General features: G+C 65.8%; 26 protein-coding genes. 20 read left to right on the top strand and 6 right to left on the bottom strand.

The features are described from left to right. Position 1 precedes the first annotated feature (1 nt). The 4 genes from WDC87_RS01800 to WDC87_RS01785 are packed head-to-tail and all read right to left on the bottom strand — an operon-like array spanning position 2 to position 3,289. Positions 2 to 622: a hypothetical protein gene (locus WDC87_RS01800; RefSeq protein ID WP_252745515.1), complete on the bottom strand. Its 621-nt coding sequence runs from the start codon at positions 620 to 622 to the stop codon at positions 2 to 4. Further along, positions 619 to 1,140 (bottom strand): HNH endonuclease signature motif containing protein, encoded by a 522-nt coding sequence (locus tag WDC87_RS01795; RefSeq protein ID WP_252745516.1) that lies wholly within the window; start codon positions 1,138 to 1,140, stop codon positions 619 to 621. The genes WDC87_RS01800 and WDC87_RS01795 overlap by 4 nt, the downstream gene beginning before the upstream one ends. Beyond that, a complete protein-coding gene (locus WDC87_RS01790; RefSeq protein WP_252745517.1) occupies positions 1,137 to 2,447 on the bottom strand; it encodes a DnaB-like helicase C-terminal domain-containing protein in 1,311 nt (436 codons plus the stop codon). The genes WDC87_RS01795 and WDC87_RS01790 overlap by 4 nt, the downstream gene beginning before the upstream one ends. Continuing rightward, on the bottom strand, positions 2,444 to 3,289 hold the full coding sequence (locus WDC87_RS01785; RefSeq protein ID WP_301655155.1) for a hypothetical protein: 846 nt from the start codon (positions 3,287 to 3,289) through the stop codon (positions 2,444 to 2,446). The genes WDC87_RS01790 and WDC87_RS01785 overlap by 4 nt, the downstream gene beginning before the upstream one ends. Before the next feature lie 44 nt (positions 3,290 to 3,333). Between WDC87_RS01785 and WDC87_RS01780 the strand changes: the two genes are divergently transcribed. After that, positions 3,334 to 3,543, top strand: a complete 210-nt coding sequence (locus WDC87_RS01780) for a hypothetical protein (RefSeq protein ID WP_301655156.1) — start codon at positions 3,334 to 3,336, stop codon at positions 3,541 to 3,543. 84 nt (positions 3,544 to 3,627) lie between these two features. Here WDC87_RS01780 and WDC87_RS01775 read toward each other — a convergent pair whose 3' ends face one another. After that, entirely contained in the window at positions 3,628 to 3,993 is a 366-nt protein-coding gene (locus WDC87_RS01775; protein ID WP_252744896.1) for a hypothetical protein, read from the bottom strand. Positions 3,994 to 4,348: 355 nt separating this feature from the next. On the opposite strand from WDC87_RS01775, the gene WDC87_RS01770 reads away from it, so the two are divergent. After that, positions 4,349 to 4,564 (top strand): hypothetical protein, encoded by a 216-nt coding sequence (locus WDC87_RS01770; protein WP_252744897.1) that lies wholly within the window; start codon positions 4,349 to 4,351, stop codon positions 4,562 to 4,564. Between the two features lie 17 nt (positions 4,565 to 4,581). Here WDC87_RS01770 and WDC87_RS01765 read toward each other — a convergent pair whose 3' ends face one another. Then, positions 4,582 to 4,821 carry a helix-turn-helix domain-containing protein gene (locus tag WDC87_RS01765; protein WP_164078658.1) on the bottom strand — a complete coding sequence of 80 codons (240 nt, stop codon included), beginning with the start codon at positions 4,819 to 4,821 and terminating at the stop codon, positions 4,582 to 4,584. 84 nt (positions 4,822 to 4,905) lie between these two features. Here WDC87_RS01765 and WDC87_RS01760 point away from each other — a divergent pair, with 84 nt between their 5' ends. From WDC87_RS01760 to WDC87_RS01675, 18 genes are all read left to right on the top strand, one after another. Next, positions 4,906 to 5,607, top strand: coding sequence for a S24 family peptidase (locus WDC87_RS01760; protein WP_252744898.1), 702 nt, complete (start codon positions 4,906 to 4,908; stop codon positions 5,605 to 5,607). A gap of 8 nt (positions 5,608 to 5,615) precedes the next feature. Further along, a complete protein-coding gene (locus tag WDC87_RS01755; RefSeq protein ID WP_252744899.1) occupies positions 5,616 to 6,008 on the top strand; it encodes a lysozyme inhibitor LprI family protein in 393 nt (130 codons plus the stop codon). 147 nt (positions 6,009 to 6,155) lie between these two features. Next, positions 6,156 to 6,479: a hypothetical protein gene (locus WDC87_RS01750; protein ID WP_252744900.1), complete on the top strand. Its 324-nt coding sequence runs from the start codon at positions 6,156 to 6,158 to the stop codon at positions 6,477 to 6,479. 109 nt (positions 6,480 to 6,588) lie between these two features. Continuing rightward, entirely contained in the window at positions 6,589 to 6,885 is a 297-nt protein-coding gene (locus WDC87_RS01745; protein ID WP_252744901.1) for a hypothetical protein, read from the top strand. Further along, entirely contained in the window at positions 6,875 to 7,165 is a 291-nt protein-coding gene (locus tag WDC87_RS01740; protein ID WP_252744902.1) for a hypothetical protein, read from the top strand. The genes WDC87_RS01745 and WDC87_RS01740 overlap by 11 nt, the downstream gene beginning before the upstream one ends. A 41-nt stretch (positions 7,166 to 7,206) precedes the next feature. Next, on the top strand, positions 7,207 to 7,725 hold the full coding sequence (locus WDC87_RS01735; protein WP_252744903.1) for a hypothetical protein: 519 nt from the start codon (positions 7,207 to 7,209) through the stop codon (positions 7,723 to 7,725). Between the two features lie 93 nt (positions 7,726 to 7,818). Then, positions 7,819 to 8,757, top strand: a complete 939-nt coding sequence (locus tag WDC87_RS01730) for a hypothetical protein (protein WP_252744904.1) — start codon at positions 7,819 to 7,821, stop codon at positions 8,755 to 8,757. A gap of 8 nt (positions 8,758 to 8,765) precedes the next feature. Continuing rightward, complete coding sequence (bet, locus tag WDC87_RS01725) at positions 8,766 to 9,728, top strand: phage recombination protein Bet (RefSeq protein ID WP_220075467.1); 963 nt, start codon at positions 8,766 to 8,768, stop codon at positions 9,726 to 9,728. Then, positions 9,725 to 10,507 (top strand): lambda exonuclease family protein, encoded by a 783-nt coding sequence (locus tag WDC87_RS01720; RefSeq protein WP_252744905.1) that lies wholly within the window; start codon positions 9,725 to 9,727, stop codon positions 10,505 to 10,507. Before bet ends, WDC87_RS01720 begins: the two co-directional genes overlap by 4 nt. Beyond that, positions 10,507 to 10,722, top strand: a complete 216-nt coding sequence (locus WDC87_RS01715; protein WP_087786640.1) for a helix-turn-helix domain-containing protein — start codon at positions 10,507 to 10,509, stop codon at positions 10,720 to 10,722. Before WDC87_RS01720 ends, WDC87_RS01715 begins: the two co-directional genes overlap by 1 nt. Beyond that, on the top strand, positions 10,719 to 10,940 hold the full coding sequence (locus tag WDC87_RS01710) for a hypothetical protein (protein WP_032962321.1): 222 nt from the start codon (positions 10,719 to 10,721) through the stop codon (positions 10,938 to 10,940). Before WDC87_RS01715 ends, WDC87_RS01710 begins: the two co-directional genes overlap by 4 nt. Further along, positions 10,937 to 11,797 (top strand): hypothetical protein, encoded by an 861-nt coding sequence (locus WDC87_RS01705; protein ID WP_252744906.1) that lies wholly within the window; start codon positions 10,937 to 10,939, stop codon positions 11,795 to 11,797. The genes WDC87_RS01710 and WDC87_RS01705 overlap by 4 nt, the downstream gene beginning before the upstream one ends. Then, on the top strand, positions 11,797 to 12,087 hold the full coding sequence (locus WDC87_RS01700) for a hypothetical protein (RefSeq protein WP_087786643.1): 291 nt from the start codon (positions 11,797 to 11,799) through the stop codon (positions 12,085 to 12,087). The genes WDC87_RS01705 and WDC87_RS01700 overlap by 1 nt, the downstream gene beginning before the upstream one ends. Next, positions 12,084 to 12,689 (top strand): hypothetical protein, encoded by a 606-nt coding sequence (locus WDC87_RS01695; protein ID WP_252744907.1) that lies wholly within the window; start codon positions 12,084 to 12,086, stop codon positions 12,687 to 12,689. Before WDC87_RS01700 ends, WDC87_RS01695 begins: the two co-directional genes overlap by 4 nt. Then, positions 12,686 to 12,889, top strand: a complete 204-nt coding sequence (locus tag WDC87_RS01690) for a hypothetical protein (protein WP_252744908.1) — start codon at positions 12,686 to 12,688, stop codon at positions 12,887 to 12,889. Before WDC87_RS01695 ends, WDC87_RS01690 begins: the two co-directional genes overlap by 4 nt. Beyond that, the gene (locus WDC87_RS01685; RefSeq protein WP_252744909.1) at positions 12,882 to 13,031 is read left to right on the top strand and encodes a hypothetical protein; all 150 of its coding nucleotides are present in this window, start codon (positions 12,882 to 12,884) and stop codon (positions 13,029 to 13,031) included. Before WDC87_RS01690 ends, WDC87_RS01685 begins: the two co-directional genes overlap by 8 nt. After that, positions 12,977 to 13,885 (top strand): DNA adenine methylase, encoded by a 909-nt coding sequence (locus WDC87_RS01680; RefSeq protein WP_336331271.1) that lies wholly within the window; start codon positions 12,977 to 12,979, stop codon positions 13,883 to 13,885. The genes WDC87_RS01685 and WDC87_RS01680 overlap by 55 nt, the downstream gene beginning before the upstream one ends. Next, complete coding sequence (locus tag WDC87_RS01675) at positions 13,846 to 14,028, top strand: hypothetical protein (RefSeq protein ID WP_252744911.1); 183 nt, start codon at positions 13,846 to 13,848, stop codon at positions 14,026 to 14,028. Before WDC87_RS01680 ends, WDC87_RS01675 begins: the two co-directional genes overlap by 40 nt. The last annotated feature ends 4 nt before the right edge of the window (positions 14,029 to 14,032 follow it).

The following is a 14,032-nucleotide window of genomic DNA, read 5'->3' as shown; positions in this document are numbered from 1 at the left end:
ATCACGCCACCCTCCTGTTCGATCCGGCCATGTTCCAAAACTCGGCGCGCACGTCGTCGAGCATCACGTGGGTGTAGCGACGGCCGATGTACTCGGTCAGGCCATCGAACAGCTCCTGGAACCGGGCCTGTTCCATCTCGTCGAATGACAGGCTCTCGGCGCGCTTGACCGGGATGGTGCGGATCTCCGGCAGCACGCCGGCCAGCACCTTGCGGGCGCCTGCCCCAAGCAGCGTCTCGCAGGCGTCCAGCACTGCGGAGATGACCGGCGTGGCGTCCATTTCCACCGTTTCGCAGCAGACACCGGCGTCCAGCTGCAGGCGCTTCACTGCGTCGTGCGCGCCCAACTGCTCCCAGCCTTCGACGTTGTCGACCATCAGGTGCCCGATCTTGTGGATCAGCCTGTGCTGCCATTCCTCGCGCGGCTGCTTCAGTTCGCCGCGGATCTCGCGGCCCACGCGAAACTTGCGCTCGCGCAGCAGGCGCTGGTCGACCTCATGGGCCGGAACCAGGGCGCCGACCACCTCGCCGGTGGCCGGGTCGACCAGCTTCACCACCACCAGGTAGATCGGCCGGCGCGCACGCTTGGCCTTCACCTTCCGCGCTGCTTCCGTCTGTTTCATACAGTGCTCCCCTCATGCAGGCGACGCTTCGCGCAGACGTAAGCCGCATGCGCCTCCTCGGCTGTGTCGAAGTGCCCGAGGTGATGGAACTGCTGGCCGACTCGAATGGCAGCGCGGAACTTCCCGCCCCTGGCGGGGATTACTCCCAGCAGGCCTGTCTTCGAGTTGCGCTTGGCTGATCGAACGTTCTGCTGATTCACTGCTCGCGGCACGTCCCGGAGGTTCGTCCAACGGTTGTCCGTTGAGTCTCCATTGATGTGGTCGATCTCATTGGCCGGCCATGAGCCGGTCATGTAGAACCAAGCCAGTCGATGCAGTCGGTAGATCCGGCCATCAATTCGACCTTGCAGATAAACCCCACCACGCGACGCCTTTGAGCGGGTCGCCATGACACTACCCACGCGGGTCTTTCGCGATGTCGCGATTTTCCAAATGAACGCGCCTGTCTCAGGCTCGTAACGAATGACTTCCAGCAGCCTGGCGTGGCTGATCTTCTTCGCTGCAGCGGTGAGGCTCATGCGACTTCCCCCAGCTCGTCGGCAGCGCTGCGGTTGACGTAGGACGTCGACCCACCGTGCCAAGTCACCGGAACCACGCCGATGTTGCCGTGCCGGTTCTTCACCACGTTGATTTCTGCCGCGGTGCGCTCGGCCTGCGGGTTGGACAGGTCGCGCCACAGCATCATGATCTGGTCGGCTTCCTTCTCGATCTCCGAGCTGTCGGCCAGATGCTTCATCTGCGGCCGCTCTCCATCGGCCTCGCGGTTCACCTGGGCCAGCGCCACCACCGGGATCCGCAGATCGCGCGCGAGGTTCTTCAGGCTACGGGTGATGCTGCCCACCTGCTGGTGCTTCGGCGCGCGCGACATCGATGCGATCTCGATGCGCTGCAGGTAGTCCACGTAGAGCGCGCGGATGCCCAGCTGGTGCTTCCACCGGCGGGCCTCGCGCACCACCTCGGTGATGTCCGGCGATGGCCGGTCGTGGATGCGCACCGGCAGCGCGCCGTACTGCTCGGCGGCGTGCAGCAGCGAGCCGACGTCGTCGTGGCGGAACTTGCCAGCACGCAGGCGACCGACGTTGACACCCGACCCAGCAGCCAGCCAGCGCAGGCCCACCTGGTCGGCAGGCTGCTCGCCCGAGATCAGGCCCACCGGCCCGCCCTTGGCGCCAGCGGCAGTGGCGCCAAGCAGGAAGCCCGTCTTACCCATCGCCGGCCGCGCACCCACGATGATGAGGTCGCTGTCGTGGAAGCCGCCCAGCGCCTCGTCCAAGTCGAAGATGCCGGTGGAGACGCCGATCAGCTTCCCGCCGTTGCGTTGAGCTTCCATGGCCTGAGCCACAGCCGCATCGAGTGCCGACTGCGAGGTGTGCTCGTAGCTGCGGTCGGCGGTGTGCAGGGTCATCAGCCGCTGGATCGCGGCGTCCACCGCGTCCTCCTGCCGAGCCTGCGCGCCTTCCTGCAGCTCCCGTGCGATCGCCAGGGCCTCACGGTCGCGCCAAGCTGCCAACAAGATCGAGGACTGATAGGCCGGCTGGCTGCTGGGGTACAGGTCGCGGTCGGCACCGATCAGCAGCGCCAACTCGCTCAGGCGCGCGCTACCCATCCGGTCCGCCACGTCGGAGATCGTCACCGCGTCGACGGGCTTGCCGCCGGAGTCCATGCTGCGGATCAGCTCCCAAAGCTGGCCGTGTGCCTCGCTGCCGAAGTGGCACGACTGCAGCGGCATGTCGGCGATGCTGGACGGGCGGCACATGGCGGTGTGCAGCACTTGGCGCTCGACCTGGTGAATGGCGGAGCGGTGGTTGTCTTCGAGGGTCGTCATGCGCTGAGCCTCGGCAGTGCGCCCTTCTGCTGCGCTGGCGCTGTACCCGGCCGGGTCGGCGCCTGGTTCTGCGCACGGCTCAGCCAGGAATTCACGAACCGCATGGCACCGCTGCGGGTTTTCCGGTTCTTCGGGTTGGAGATCGTCCAGGCCTTGATCGCCCGCAGGGTCTGCATCACGTCGATTGCCGGGTACAGCTCGGCGAACTCACGGACCTGGGCCTCGGTGATTTCGAAGTCCTTGCCGTCGTTCAGCAGGAAGCTGACGGCGACCGGGGAAACAGGCGCTGCTGGCAGGAGGTCACCAGCCGGAGCCGGCTCGACCGGCGCAGCGCAAGTGGTTTGGTTTGGGTTCTCTCTGGGTTGGGTTGGGTTGGGTTCTGTTTGGGTAACCGTTGGGGGAACCGTTTCAGAAACCGTTTCTGCAACGGTTTGGAGAACGGTTCGGTAGTCGTTACCCAAGTGCTTGACGTACTTCAGGATTGCACCGGCCACACGGGCCTTGGCCTCACCCTTCGGGAGCGCCTCGAACTCCGCCATGCGCGCCGCCGCCACGTTGCCGTTGGCGACCTTGTTCCAGCGCAGGAATCCGGGCAGAAAAACAACCCCTTCGAAACGGTATGCGAAACCGTTTCGAGACAGTTCGGCAAACCCTTCCGAAACCCTTTCCAGAGACCACCCGAGGTCAGCCATCACATAGCCATCCGGGCAGCGGTAGCAGCCCAGCCCGTTCGAGTGAGGGCCGGTCATCAGGTAGGCGGCCAGCAGCTTGCCGGCGTCGGTCCACTCCTGGGCATCTTGGCTCTGCCAGAACGCGCACTGGATCTGTCCATACTCACGCATGGGATACTCCCCCCTGCACCACCCCATCCACTGAAGGAGCAGCCATGGATTTGAGGAACATTTCGCAGGTCGGCCACACCGACCGACAGGAAGACGTCAACAGGATGCTGCGCGAGGGCTGGGTCCTCCTGGCCACCCAAGGAGGCGTCAACGACGAAGGCCAGCCGGTGTTCTGGCACGCGCTGGGCTTGCCAGAGGATCCCGTCGCGCTTGCAATCGACCTGCTGCGGAACAAAGAGCGCACGGAAGACTGATTCATCGGGCACCGCCTAGCAGCTGCAGGCAGCCAGCTATGAACCAAAGAGATCGAACGGCCAGCATGGCCTTTTCGGTAGCGTTCATGGCCACTTGATCCCCAGCTTGGCGAGCGTCCCGCTCAGGGCAGAAAGGTGCTGGTGCAGTTCGGCCAGCGCCTCTGCCGTCGCTGCCTCGGGAGTTATCAGGTAGCGCTCGATCAGGTAGTGGACCGGCGAGACGTCCTTGGTTATTTGGATGTAGCGTTCCAGGTCGTCGATGGACAGACCCCTTGGCTTGCCACCGCTGTCGCAGCCGGCCAGCTTCTCGCTCAGCTTCGAAGGGGCCATATCGAGCTGCCCGGCCACAGCCGTCAGGCCGGCGCCGCGGTGGACCATCGCCGCCATGTGATCCCGGAGTGTCGGGTTGCGGGTCAACCCATCTTCATAGGTAATTTGCTGACTTTTCATGCAGTTATCCCGTGGGTGGGAATGCGGGGGAAGACGTTTTCCCCTGCGTTCCCCTGGCTGGTTCTGAAAATGGCCGCATCCCCAATCGGAGTGCAGCCTTGTGGCAAAAACGAATCAGCTGGCCGGAGCCAACGTCCTGACGCTCATGCGAATGGGTGGGAAGTGGTTCGTGCTGAAGCGGGTCGGCGAGCGGGTCGACGTGCGGCCGGTCGGCCAGGTAGCGAAGAAGCGGCGCCGGAAGGTTCCGGGGGTGGTGATCCCCTTCCCTGTCGCCTCGGGTGGCGTCCGTTGATGCGTTCGGCAGCCTGTGTACGGTCGGCCTGCAACACCCACCGAACCCACACAGGAGTTACCAATGCGAAAAGCCCAATCGACCCGCGCCGCAGAGCGCAACCGGCGGGAACGCCAAGAGCTGCAGCAACAGGTGGCAGACATCGAGCGGCAGTTCATCGGAGCCCCCGCGCAGCCGGGGCTGCTGGTGGAACTTCGCCGTGTGACCAAGAACGGTTCGCCGGCCGAGGCGAGGCAGTTGCTCGCATCAGTGCAGCGCGTGCTTGCGCCTCTGCAGTAGCGCGGCCGGCACACATCTCAGGCGGCAGCCCCGGTTTCCGGGGTCTGCTCGTCCGCCGGCCAGATGTCCGGCCGCAGCTCCGTCAGGGATACAGCACCTTGGCTCTGCACATGGAGCTGGCGAACCAGCCCGCCGTCGAACCGCTGCCCCTTGCTGATCGCCTTGCGCAGATAGCCGATGGAGGTCCCGCAACGCAGGGCGTAATCGGCCTGGTCTGCGGTCGAGAGTGTCGTGAGGTAAGCGCGTAGGGTGTCCATGACCCGCGAGTTTACCTACAGGTATCCATAAATCAATACCCGGAGGTCAGTTACTTGCGGGTAATTTCCTGACAGTCTTTCTTCATGACCAAATCCGACCGCCGCCGCCAGCTTCTGCGGGCCCTGATCGATGACAAGTTCGAGGGCGTTGCCGCCCGATTCGCCAACGCGGTGGGGATCACCCCCTCCTACGTGACGCGGATGCTCTACCCAACGGGCAAGCCCGGCGCCAAAGGCATTGGCGAAGATTCCATCGAGAAGATCGAGGAAGCGCTGCGCATTCCCGGCTATTTTTCCGGCAAGGAAGAGGCTCCCAACCGTGTTGCTGAATCAGTTCCGGTCTACGGATCTGCGACTGACATCCCATATGTTCGCGTTCAGCAACTGGACGCGGAGGCAGGTATGGGAGGCGAGGCGGTGAACGAGGACTACCCGGAAGTGATCCGAGCCATGGACTTCACCCCCACGTACATCCGTTCGGTGGTGGGATTTTTGCCAACCCCTGGTCGGCTGGTGCTGGTCACGGGGCGCGGGGATTCAATGATTCCGATCATCCAGCCAGGCGAGACCCTGCTGGTCGATTCAGGAGTGCAGACGTTTGACGGCGACGGGATCTACCTGATTAACACGGGCAATGGCCAGCAGGTCAAGGGGCTACAGGACCGTGGGGATGCTATCTACATCGTGAGCGCGAACGCAGCGCTCTACCCGGCCTTTGCGATGCCCAGCAGCACGGTCATCGGGGGCAAGGTCTACCTACGGAATCGAATCGACCGGTTCAACTAAGGAGAGGCATGAACAGGATCAAGTGGATTGTCGTTGTCGGAATGGCCTGTGCAGCTCCGGCAGCGGGTGCACAGCAGGTCGAGCAGCTCACTGCGGAGTTCAGGGCCTGCATCGCGAGCACCTCGTCGCAGGTTGAGACCAGCGACTGCATGAAACAGGAGCTTGTCCGACAGGATGCGCTGGTCGGCGCCGAGCTGAAGCTCGCGAAGGACAGCGCTCGGCCAGAGATTGCTAGGCGGATGGACGATGCGCAGGCTGCCTGGACCACGTTCAGGAAACAAGACTGCGATACCAAAGCTGCGGCGGTCATAGGCACTGGAGCCACCTCCGAGCGGCTGGAATGCATGATCCACCACGCGGCCCTCCGGAAGCTCCAGCTTGTGAACTACTGGTCGCTGTAGCCCGCGCCCCAGCACAGCTCAGCCCCGCTTCGGTGGGGCTTTTTTGTGCCCGTCCGAAAAAAGTTTACCTGCGGGTATTGCAAAGAAGTTTACCCGAAGGTACATTGCCAGCCGTCGGCCCACCCGGGCCATATGACGGGGTCACCCATGGCAGTCCGCACCGCAAACGACCTGGCCCGCGCTGCCCAGCGCAGCCATGACGGCCGCGCACCGGCCGAACCGAACGATGAGGCCTTCCAGTTCGCGTGCGACCACGTGGCGGCGGAGCTGGAGCGCGAGGGCGACATCGCCCCGCTGGTCGAGAAGCTGAGCCAGGCTCGGCACGTGATGACCCACCTCCTGACGCAGGAGGTTCCGGCCCACCTGTTGCCCCACTTCCGCGAGCTGGCCGACCTGGTCCGCGACATGTCCCGCCGCGTGGACGCCTCGATGAAGGATTTCGAGGCCGGGCACCTGGAGGACGCCGCATGACCGCCGCCGAACGCGAGCATCGGCACCACGTGGTGGCCACCGTCGTCGCCAATGCCCTGGCGTTCTGCCTGGGCGTGCTGGCCACCGTACTGCTGCAGGCGGTGCTGTCGTGAGCGCCGGGCTGCTGGCCATCGGCGTGGATGCCGCCCTCGACAACTGTGCGCACTACCTGCGCGAGGAACGGGGCTTGGCCGACGCCGCCGCACAGATCGACGCCGTGCGCATGGCCTTTGCCAACGTCCGCGCCGCTGCCCGTGCCTACCGCGATTCCAGCGACTTGGTCGACGTGATCGTCACCGGTGATCGCTTGGACGCCGCTCTGGCGGCCTGCGAACCCACCGACACCGATCACAACCGCGAGGCAGTGGACGGCCTGTGCGTGGAGGAATCCGATGATGCGCGCTGACCGTTACGGCGTCTTCTCCGTCTGTCCCGTCACCCGCACCGAGCAGCTGGTGACCGTTCACCGGTGGGCTTGGATGGCCACGCTGTGGGCTGCACAGCTCGACCACGTGGGCGTGCTGTTCGTGCACCTGGTGCGGCCGGTGCGCGTCCCTGTCCGTCGGCGTCGCCTGCTCGCGCGCATTGGCTGCCGCAACGCAGCCGAATTCCTCGCCTTCCTGGGCTGCATCGCCATCGTCCTCGGCCTTGGCTGGGCGATGTGCTGGCCGCTGGCCTGGTCCTGACTTCCCGCCGGCGCGGCCGGCTCCTACGAGAGGCACCACCGATGTTCCAACTCGATCAACACGATGCGGTGTTCTCGCATCTGAACCTGCGGAAGGAAAAGCACGGCGACGAAGACGCGGCCGCTGCTGACCTGAAGTTCTCGCTGAACGCTCCGAACACGATCCTCAACACCATCGACCCGGCCATCCTGCCGGCGTTCTGGAAGAAGGCCGACAAGGGCCAGCAGCAGAACCTGCCGATGGAAGGCAGCACCGACCTGGTAGCGCTGAACCTGCCGCTGCTGGGCGAGCAGGACATCACCGGCAAGTTCGAAGGCTACGAGCTGTCGATCGGCTCCCTGATGGACCACATCGAGCCGGTGTTCTTCGCCGACGCCAAGGTGAAAAAAATCACCTGGAAGCCTCTCGAAGGCGGCAGCGTGGCCATGGGCTTCACCGTCTCGGTGCTGCTGGACGAGGACGAAGACGCCGAGCTGATCTCTGCATGGCGCCGCGGTCAGGTGCGCCTGACCCTCACGCCGCCGAGCGCCGCCCCGCAGCAGGCCGACCTGGCCGCGTAACGAATTCCCCCGCCCGCCGCCTGCGGGTGCCTGCGCCGGCCAGGCCTTCCACAAAGCCGGCACCTCATTTCATGTCGAAAAAAAGGAATTGCCATGTCCGAAGCCTTGATCCCGATCGAATCCGTCAACGCCGTCGAGGTCTTCACCGGCGGCGGACTGGACGACCTGCTGGCCCGCATCCGCGCCGAGGCCTCCACCCTGGTACCGAACGTCAAGACGGTAGCCGGTCGCAAGGAGATCGCCTCGATCGCCTACAAGGTGTCGCGCTCCAAGATCGCCATCGATGACGCCGGCAAGGCGCTGGTGGCCGACCTGAAGAAGCAGACCGGCGACATCGACTCGGCCCGCAAGAAGGCACGCGACACCCTAGACGCGCTGCGCGACGAAGTGCGCAAGCCGCTGACCGACTGGGAGGAAGAGCAGGCCCGCATCGAACGCGAACGCGTAGAGGCTGAGGAACGCGCCCGTGCTGAGGCCGAAGCAGCACGCCTGGCCGAGATCGCCCGGAAGGAAGAAGAGATCCGCGCGCGCGAGGAAGCCGTGCGCGCTGCTGAAGAAGCCGAGCGCCAGCGCGCTGCCGCAGAGCAGGCCGAGCGTGAGCGCGTCGAGCGCGAGGCCCGCCTGCAGGCTGAGGCCGCAGAGAACGCGAAGCGCGAGGCAGCTGCTGCCGTGGAGCGAGCCGAACGTGAGGCCCGCGAAGCCACCGAGCGCGCAGCCCGTGAGGCAGCCGAAGCCGAGCAGCGTGCCAAGGATGCCGCCGAGAAGGCCGAGCGCGAAAAGGCCGAGGCCGTCGCTGCCGCTGAGCGCCGCGCCCAGGAAGAAGCCAACCGGGCCGAGCGCGAGCGCCAGGCCAAGGCCGATGCGCAGCGCCGGGAGGATGAGGCACGCGCCGCCGACGTCGAACACCGCCGTTCGATCAACCGCGCCGCCATGGCCGCACTGATCGCACAGGGCATCAGCGAAGACGATGCCGCCACCGTCATTACCGCCATCGTGCAGGGCAAGGTCCCGGCCGTGGCCATCCGCTACTGAGGCACCCCATGAACCAGATGACCACCCGCGCCGCTGCCGGCGCCCTGATGACCAGCGAGCAGGCCGAAGCCATCCGCGGCGCGTTGAAGTCGAGCCTGTACCCGGGCGCCAGTGATGCGTCCATCGACATGGTGCTGAGCTACTGCCAGGCGGCCGGGCTCGACCCGATGACCAAGCCGGTGCACATCGTGCCCATGAAGGTGAAGATCGGCGAGAACCCCGACGGCACCCCCGTCAACGGCATGCGCGACGTGGTTATGCCCGGCATTGGCCTGTACCGCATCAACGCCTCCCGCACGGGTCAGTACGCCGGCTGCAGTGAACCCGAGTTCGGACCAACCTGCACCATGGAGTCGGTGCGCGACGTGTGGTCGGATGGCCCCAATGGGCGCAGGCAGAAGACGCAGAAAGCTATTCAGCTGCACTACCCGGAATGGTGTCGCGTAACGGTCCGCAAGCTGCTCGGCAACCAGGTGGTGGAGTTCTCCGCCAAGGAATACTGGCTGGAGAACTACGCTTCCAAGAGCGATGGCAGCCCGAACGCCATGTGGGAAAAGCGCGCCTTCGGGCAGCTGGCGAAGTGCGCAGAGGCCCAGGCGCTGCGCAAGGCGTTCCCGGAAGCGGTCGGCTCCCAGCCCACCGCCGAGGAAATGGAAGGCAAGGACATCATTGACGGCGAGACGGTGCGCGCTGATCGCCGCCCCTCCACCGCAGGTGCCGTCACCCGACAGCTGCCGCCGGAGCCGGAAGATACCCCGGAACGGAAGGCGCTGTATGCAAGCCTGAAGGATTTCGCTGACTGCGGCATGGAGGAATACGAGGGCGCCTGGGGCCGCCTGACCAAGGAGCAGCGCCAGCTGATCGGCAGCGCCGGCCACGAAACGCTGAAGGGAATCGCTGAACGCGCCAGCGCCACCGTGGTCGAGGAAGGCCCCGGGCAGACCGCAGCCGATGAAGAGGTGCCGCTGTGATCGTCATCGGGTGCGACCAGGGCAGCGAGGCGTGGCACCGCGCTCGCGCCGGCATCATCACCGCCAGCATGTTCGCCACCGCGCGCTCGCGGGTAGGCGAGCTGACCGACCAGCAGCGCACCTACGTGGATGCGGTGCTGTCCGGCCTGGCCGAGAAGACGGCCATGGAGCGCGCCGGGTACAAGGCCGTGCCGCGCTCGGCCATCATCGAGAAGGCCATCGCCGGCGAGCCCATCGGCGACTTCAGCGAGGCGTCGAAGAACTACGCCTTCCGGCTGGCGATCGAGCGAATCAGCGGCGAGCCGCTGGACGAAGGCTTCGAGACGTTCGCCATGCGCCGCGGCCATGAGCTGGAACCGGAAGCCCGCGCCGAGCATGAGGTGCAGTCCGGCCTGCTGGTGAAACGCGCTGGGTTCGTCCTGAGCGACTGCGGCGACTACGGCTGCTCGGCCGACGGCTTCATCGGCGAAGACGGCGGCAGCGAATACAAGTGCTTCATCAACCCCGAGAAGCTGCGCGCCTTCCACATCGACAACGATGCGAGCGAGGTGTTCGAGCAGGCGCAGGGTTGCATGTGGCTGACCGACCGCGAGTGGTGGCACATCGGCCTGTACTGTCCGGCGCTGGCCGCCGTGGGCAAGCAGCTGTGGTGGCGCCGCTTCGACCGCGACGAGGCGTTCATCGCCAAGCTGCGGGCCGACCTGGAACCGTTCCGGCAGATGGTGGCCGGGTTCGAGCAGAGCCTGCGCGCTGGCGATCACCACCAGGAGGCCGCCTGATGGACGTGACGATCTACCCCAGCCACGCCAAATGCCTGCGCCGTGCCGGCCTCGCCCGCGCCCAGCTGTTCGCGCAGGTGATCGAGGGCAAGCGCTACACCACCAGGCAGGTGGCCGAGATTCTGGACGTCTCGCGCAGCACGGCCTACGACCGGATCAAGCGCGGCCCCTACCCGCTCACCTGGGCCAACCTGATGAAGGCCCGCCTGCCATGAAGACCTGCACGAAGTGCGCTGCCCGGCTGCCGCTGCGGTTCTTCCCCCTGATCAACGGCAAGGCCACCGCCGCATGCGCGCCCTGCCGGAACACCGAGCGCCGCCTGCACGACCCGCTGCGCCCCCTGCGCCGCGATCCGCTGCAGGTCCGCCTCAACAACCTCACCAACCTGTGGCACGGGCCAGTGCGCCGCGTGCCGCTTCGGAGCCACGCATGAAGATCCAGCAGATTGCCCCGTGCAACAAGGTGACCAGCTGTAAGACGGACCCCAAGTATTACGCGCCGTCGACCAGCTACGGCAGCGCCTGCCCGACCCGTACAGCTGCCATTGCCCTGCAGAAGTTGGAACAGGCCTACGCGGAGGACAAGGCAACCCATGAAGCGAACCTACCCGCGATGGCGGCCAACCAGGAAATCATCGAACGGGTAACAGCGCTGATGGCCGAGATCGGAATGCCGTCGCGCTTCAGCGAACGCGATTTGCGCTCACGATCCCGTTACCCGAAGTCGATCACGCATGACGCCGGCTACCTGACCGACCTGCGCCGGGAGGTGAAGACGAGCGACGGGTGGGACCATGCGCAAGCAACCTACGAGCGTTTGCTGGCCGACTACCGCCGGTTCGAAGCGGAAGCGGCGAAGCAGAAGGAGCAGGCTGATCGCCACAAGGAAAGGGAGCACAACCGGCTGATCGAGCAGCGCAAGGCGGATATGGCTCTGGCCGCGATGCTGCTCAGGTACGACCTCCCCATCGATGCGTCATGGGAGGACGTCCTGGAAGCCTTGCGCGGCCGTGATAAGCGCCTCGACTTGGCCGTGGCGATGCGACAGACGCGCGGCGATTGGAGCGAAGGCCCCTACCGTGTGCGCCATGCGCTCGACCGGTTCTCCGTCGAAACCGACGAGGACAAGGCCATTGCCAACGACGTGCTGGATTGCCTGCGTGACTTCGACGACGGCCGCGTGTTCCGCGATACGACCTGGAACTACGACGTTCTGTTCGCAAGCGTGGCCGACCAGCAGCTGTCGGCGGATGTGCAGACCGCCCTGGACAACGCACGGGACACCTACTGATGACCCACCACCGCTACGACCGCCGGCTGCCGAAGCGCACCGAGGGCTTCGCCTGGGGCCGGTCCATCGACAAGGTGCTGGGCGGCCACGTCCTCACCTACCGCCTGTTCCGCCGCGACCTGGCCGGAAAGCTGCACATCGAGACGCGGACGTTCCAGCTCAACGACCACCGTCGGCACATCGCGCTGCAGCTGCTGATCGCACGCCGCCAGCTGCGCGAACGCGTCGAAGCCATCGGCTATGCCCTGATCGAGGCCGAACAGGCCTCCCCACTGCAGGAGGTTGCATGAAGACCAACGACAAGACCCTGGCGGACGTGAAGCCCGGTGGGATGGTGAGGCTGAAGGATGCCCTGCCGCCACTGCCGCCCGAGGTTGATGCCGTTCGCTGCATGATCCGTGGCGAAAAGGATCTGGCCGAGGCCTGCGATTACTACTACACCGCCGAGCAGATGCGGGACTACGCACGCGCCGCCCTCTCCGCCCAGCCCTCCCCGGGTGGTCAGGGGGATGCGCTGGATGAAGTGGCATGTGACCTGCCGGCCCTGTTTGGACGCGCTTCGCTGGAAGGCCACGAAGTTGGGCAGCGCCTCGCAAAGGAGGTGCAGGCAAAGATGCGTGCCGCACTCGCCGCCCGCCAGCCGGTGGGGGAGCCGGTGGCACGCAGCATCATCGAAGAATTCGTGCAGTGCGCGGACGTGGGCCGACCGCCGGGGAAACTGCTCGCTCAGGCCCGCGACTATCTCGCCGCCCCTCCCGCGCCAGCCGTGGACCTGGAACGCTTCCGTCCGGCAGTGATGACGGCACTCGGCTTGTCATCACCCTACGGACTGGAAAGGGAAACTCTGAATGAATTGCTGGACCTGATCGACGGCAAGGGGGTGGGCAAATGAGCCGCGTCCGTGTCGTCTACCGCACCATGCGCTGCTCGATCCCCGAGGGTGGCGAGGTGGTGCTGCATGTGCCCGAGCATATCGGCGTCGAGTCTCTGGACATGGCAGCCGAATGCATTGCGCTGCAGATGCGCATCTTCAAACGGCACGCCGAGATCGCCATGCCAGCGCTGCCACAGGAGCCTGACGCCCATGGCTGACCTGCTGCTCACCGCTGCAATGGTCCACGTGTTCGCCCTGGCCGGGTTTGCGGCCGGCATCGCCACCCTGTGGGCGATCAGCCGCGCATGCCGCGCCGCGCGTGCCGGGCTCCGCTGGTGCTTGCGGAGGGTCGCAGCATGATCACACGCCCCGCGCTCCGGTACCACGGCGGCAAGTGGCGTCTGGCCGACTGGATCATTGGCCACATGCCGCAGCACCACTGTTACGTCGAGCCGTTCGGCGGCGCAATGTCGGTGCTGCTGCGGAAGCGGCCATCCGCGATCGAGGTTTACAACGACCTCGACCAGCACGTGGTCGACTTCTTCCGCGTGCTGCGGGATCCAACGAAGGCCGAGCAGCTGCGGCTGTCGCTGATCATGACGCCCTATTCCCGCGCGGAGTTCGTGCAGGCGTGGGAGGACCACCCAGAGCCTGTCGAAGCCGCGCGCCGCATGGTGATCCGCACCGCCCAGGCGATCGGCGCCAAAAAGCGCTTGGCCCGGAACGGTTGGCGTGCAGGCCCCACCCACCACACGCCCACCAGCATGTGGCGCGGCTGGCCGCAGCACATCCCCGCCTATGTCGATCGCCTACGCGACGTGCTGATCGACCAGCAGCCCGCGATCGACGTCATCGCGCAGTTCGATTCGCCGGAAACCCTGTTCTACGTCGACCCACCCTATGTGCTGAAGACCCGCGCCGGCGACCACCGGAAGGTCTACACGCATGAGCTGGAAGACGCCGAGCATGTCGCCCTGTTGGACCAGCTGCTGCAGCTTCGAGGCATGGTGCTGCTCAGTGGGTACCGGCATCCGCTCTACGACGAGGCGCTGGTGGGCTGGCGCCGGGTCGACGTGCACGCGCGTGCCCAGTCCAACCAGCCCCGCATCGAATCCCTGTGGATCTCGCCTGCAGCTGCAGCAGCGCTGCCGCATCCCGCATTGGAGCTTGAACCATGCCCGACCAGCTTTTCCCCCGCGAACCGCGCCGCATGAAGCAGCCGGCCAAGGACGTGCTGCGCGAGCAGCTGGTGGTCGCGGCCGATGAAGTGATCCGCCTTCGCGCAGAGGTTCTGCGCCTGCGCGATGCAGCAACCCAGGCCACCGAGCAGCTGCGCGCTGCGCTGGCCACGAACTGAAGGA

It is taken from the genome of Stenotrophomonas maltophilia group sp. Smal12, from assembly GCF_037079935.1.
GTDB lineage: Bacteria > Pseudomonadota > Gammaproteobacteria > Xanthomonadales > Xanthomonadaceae > Stenotrophomonas > Stenotrophomonas sepilia.
The sequence above is the reverse complement of the archived record's forward strand: the minus strand, read 5'-3'. Positions and strand labels throughout refer to the sequence as shown.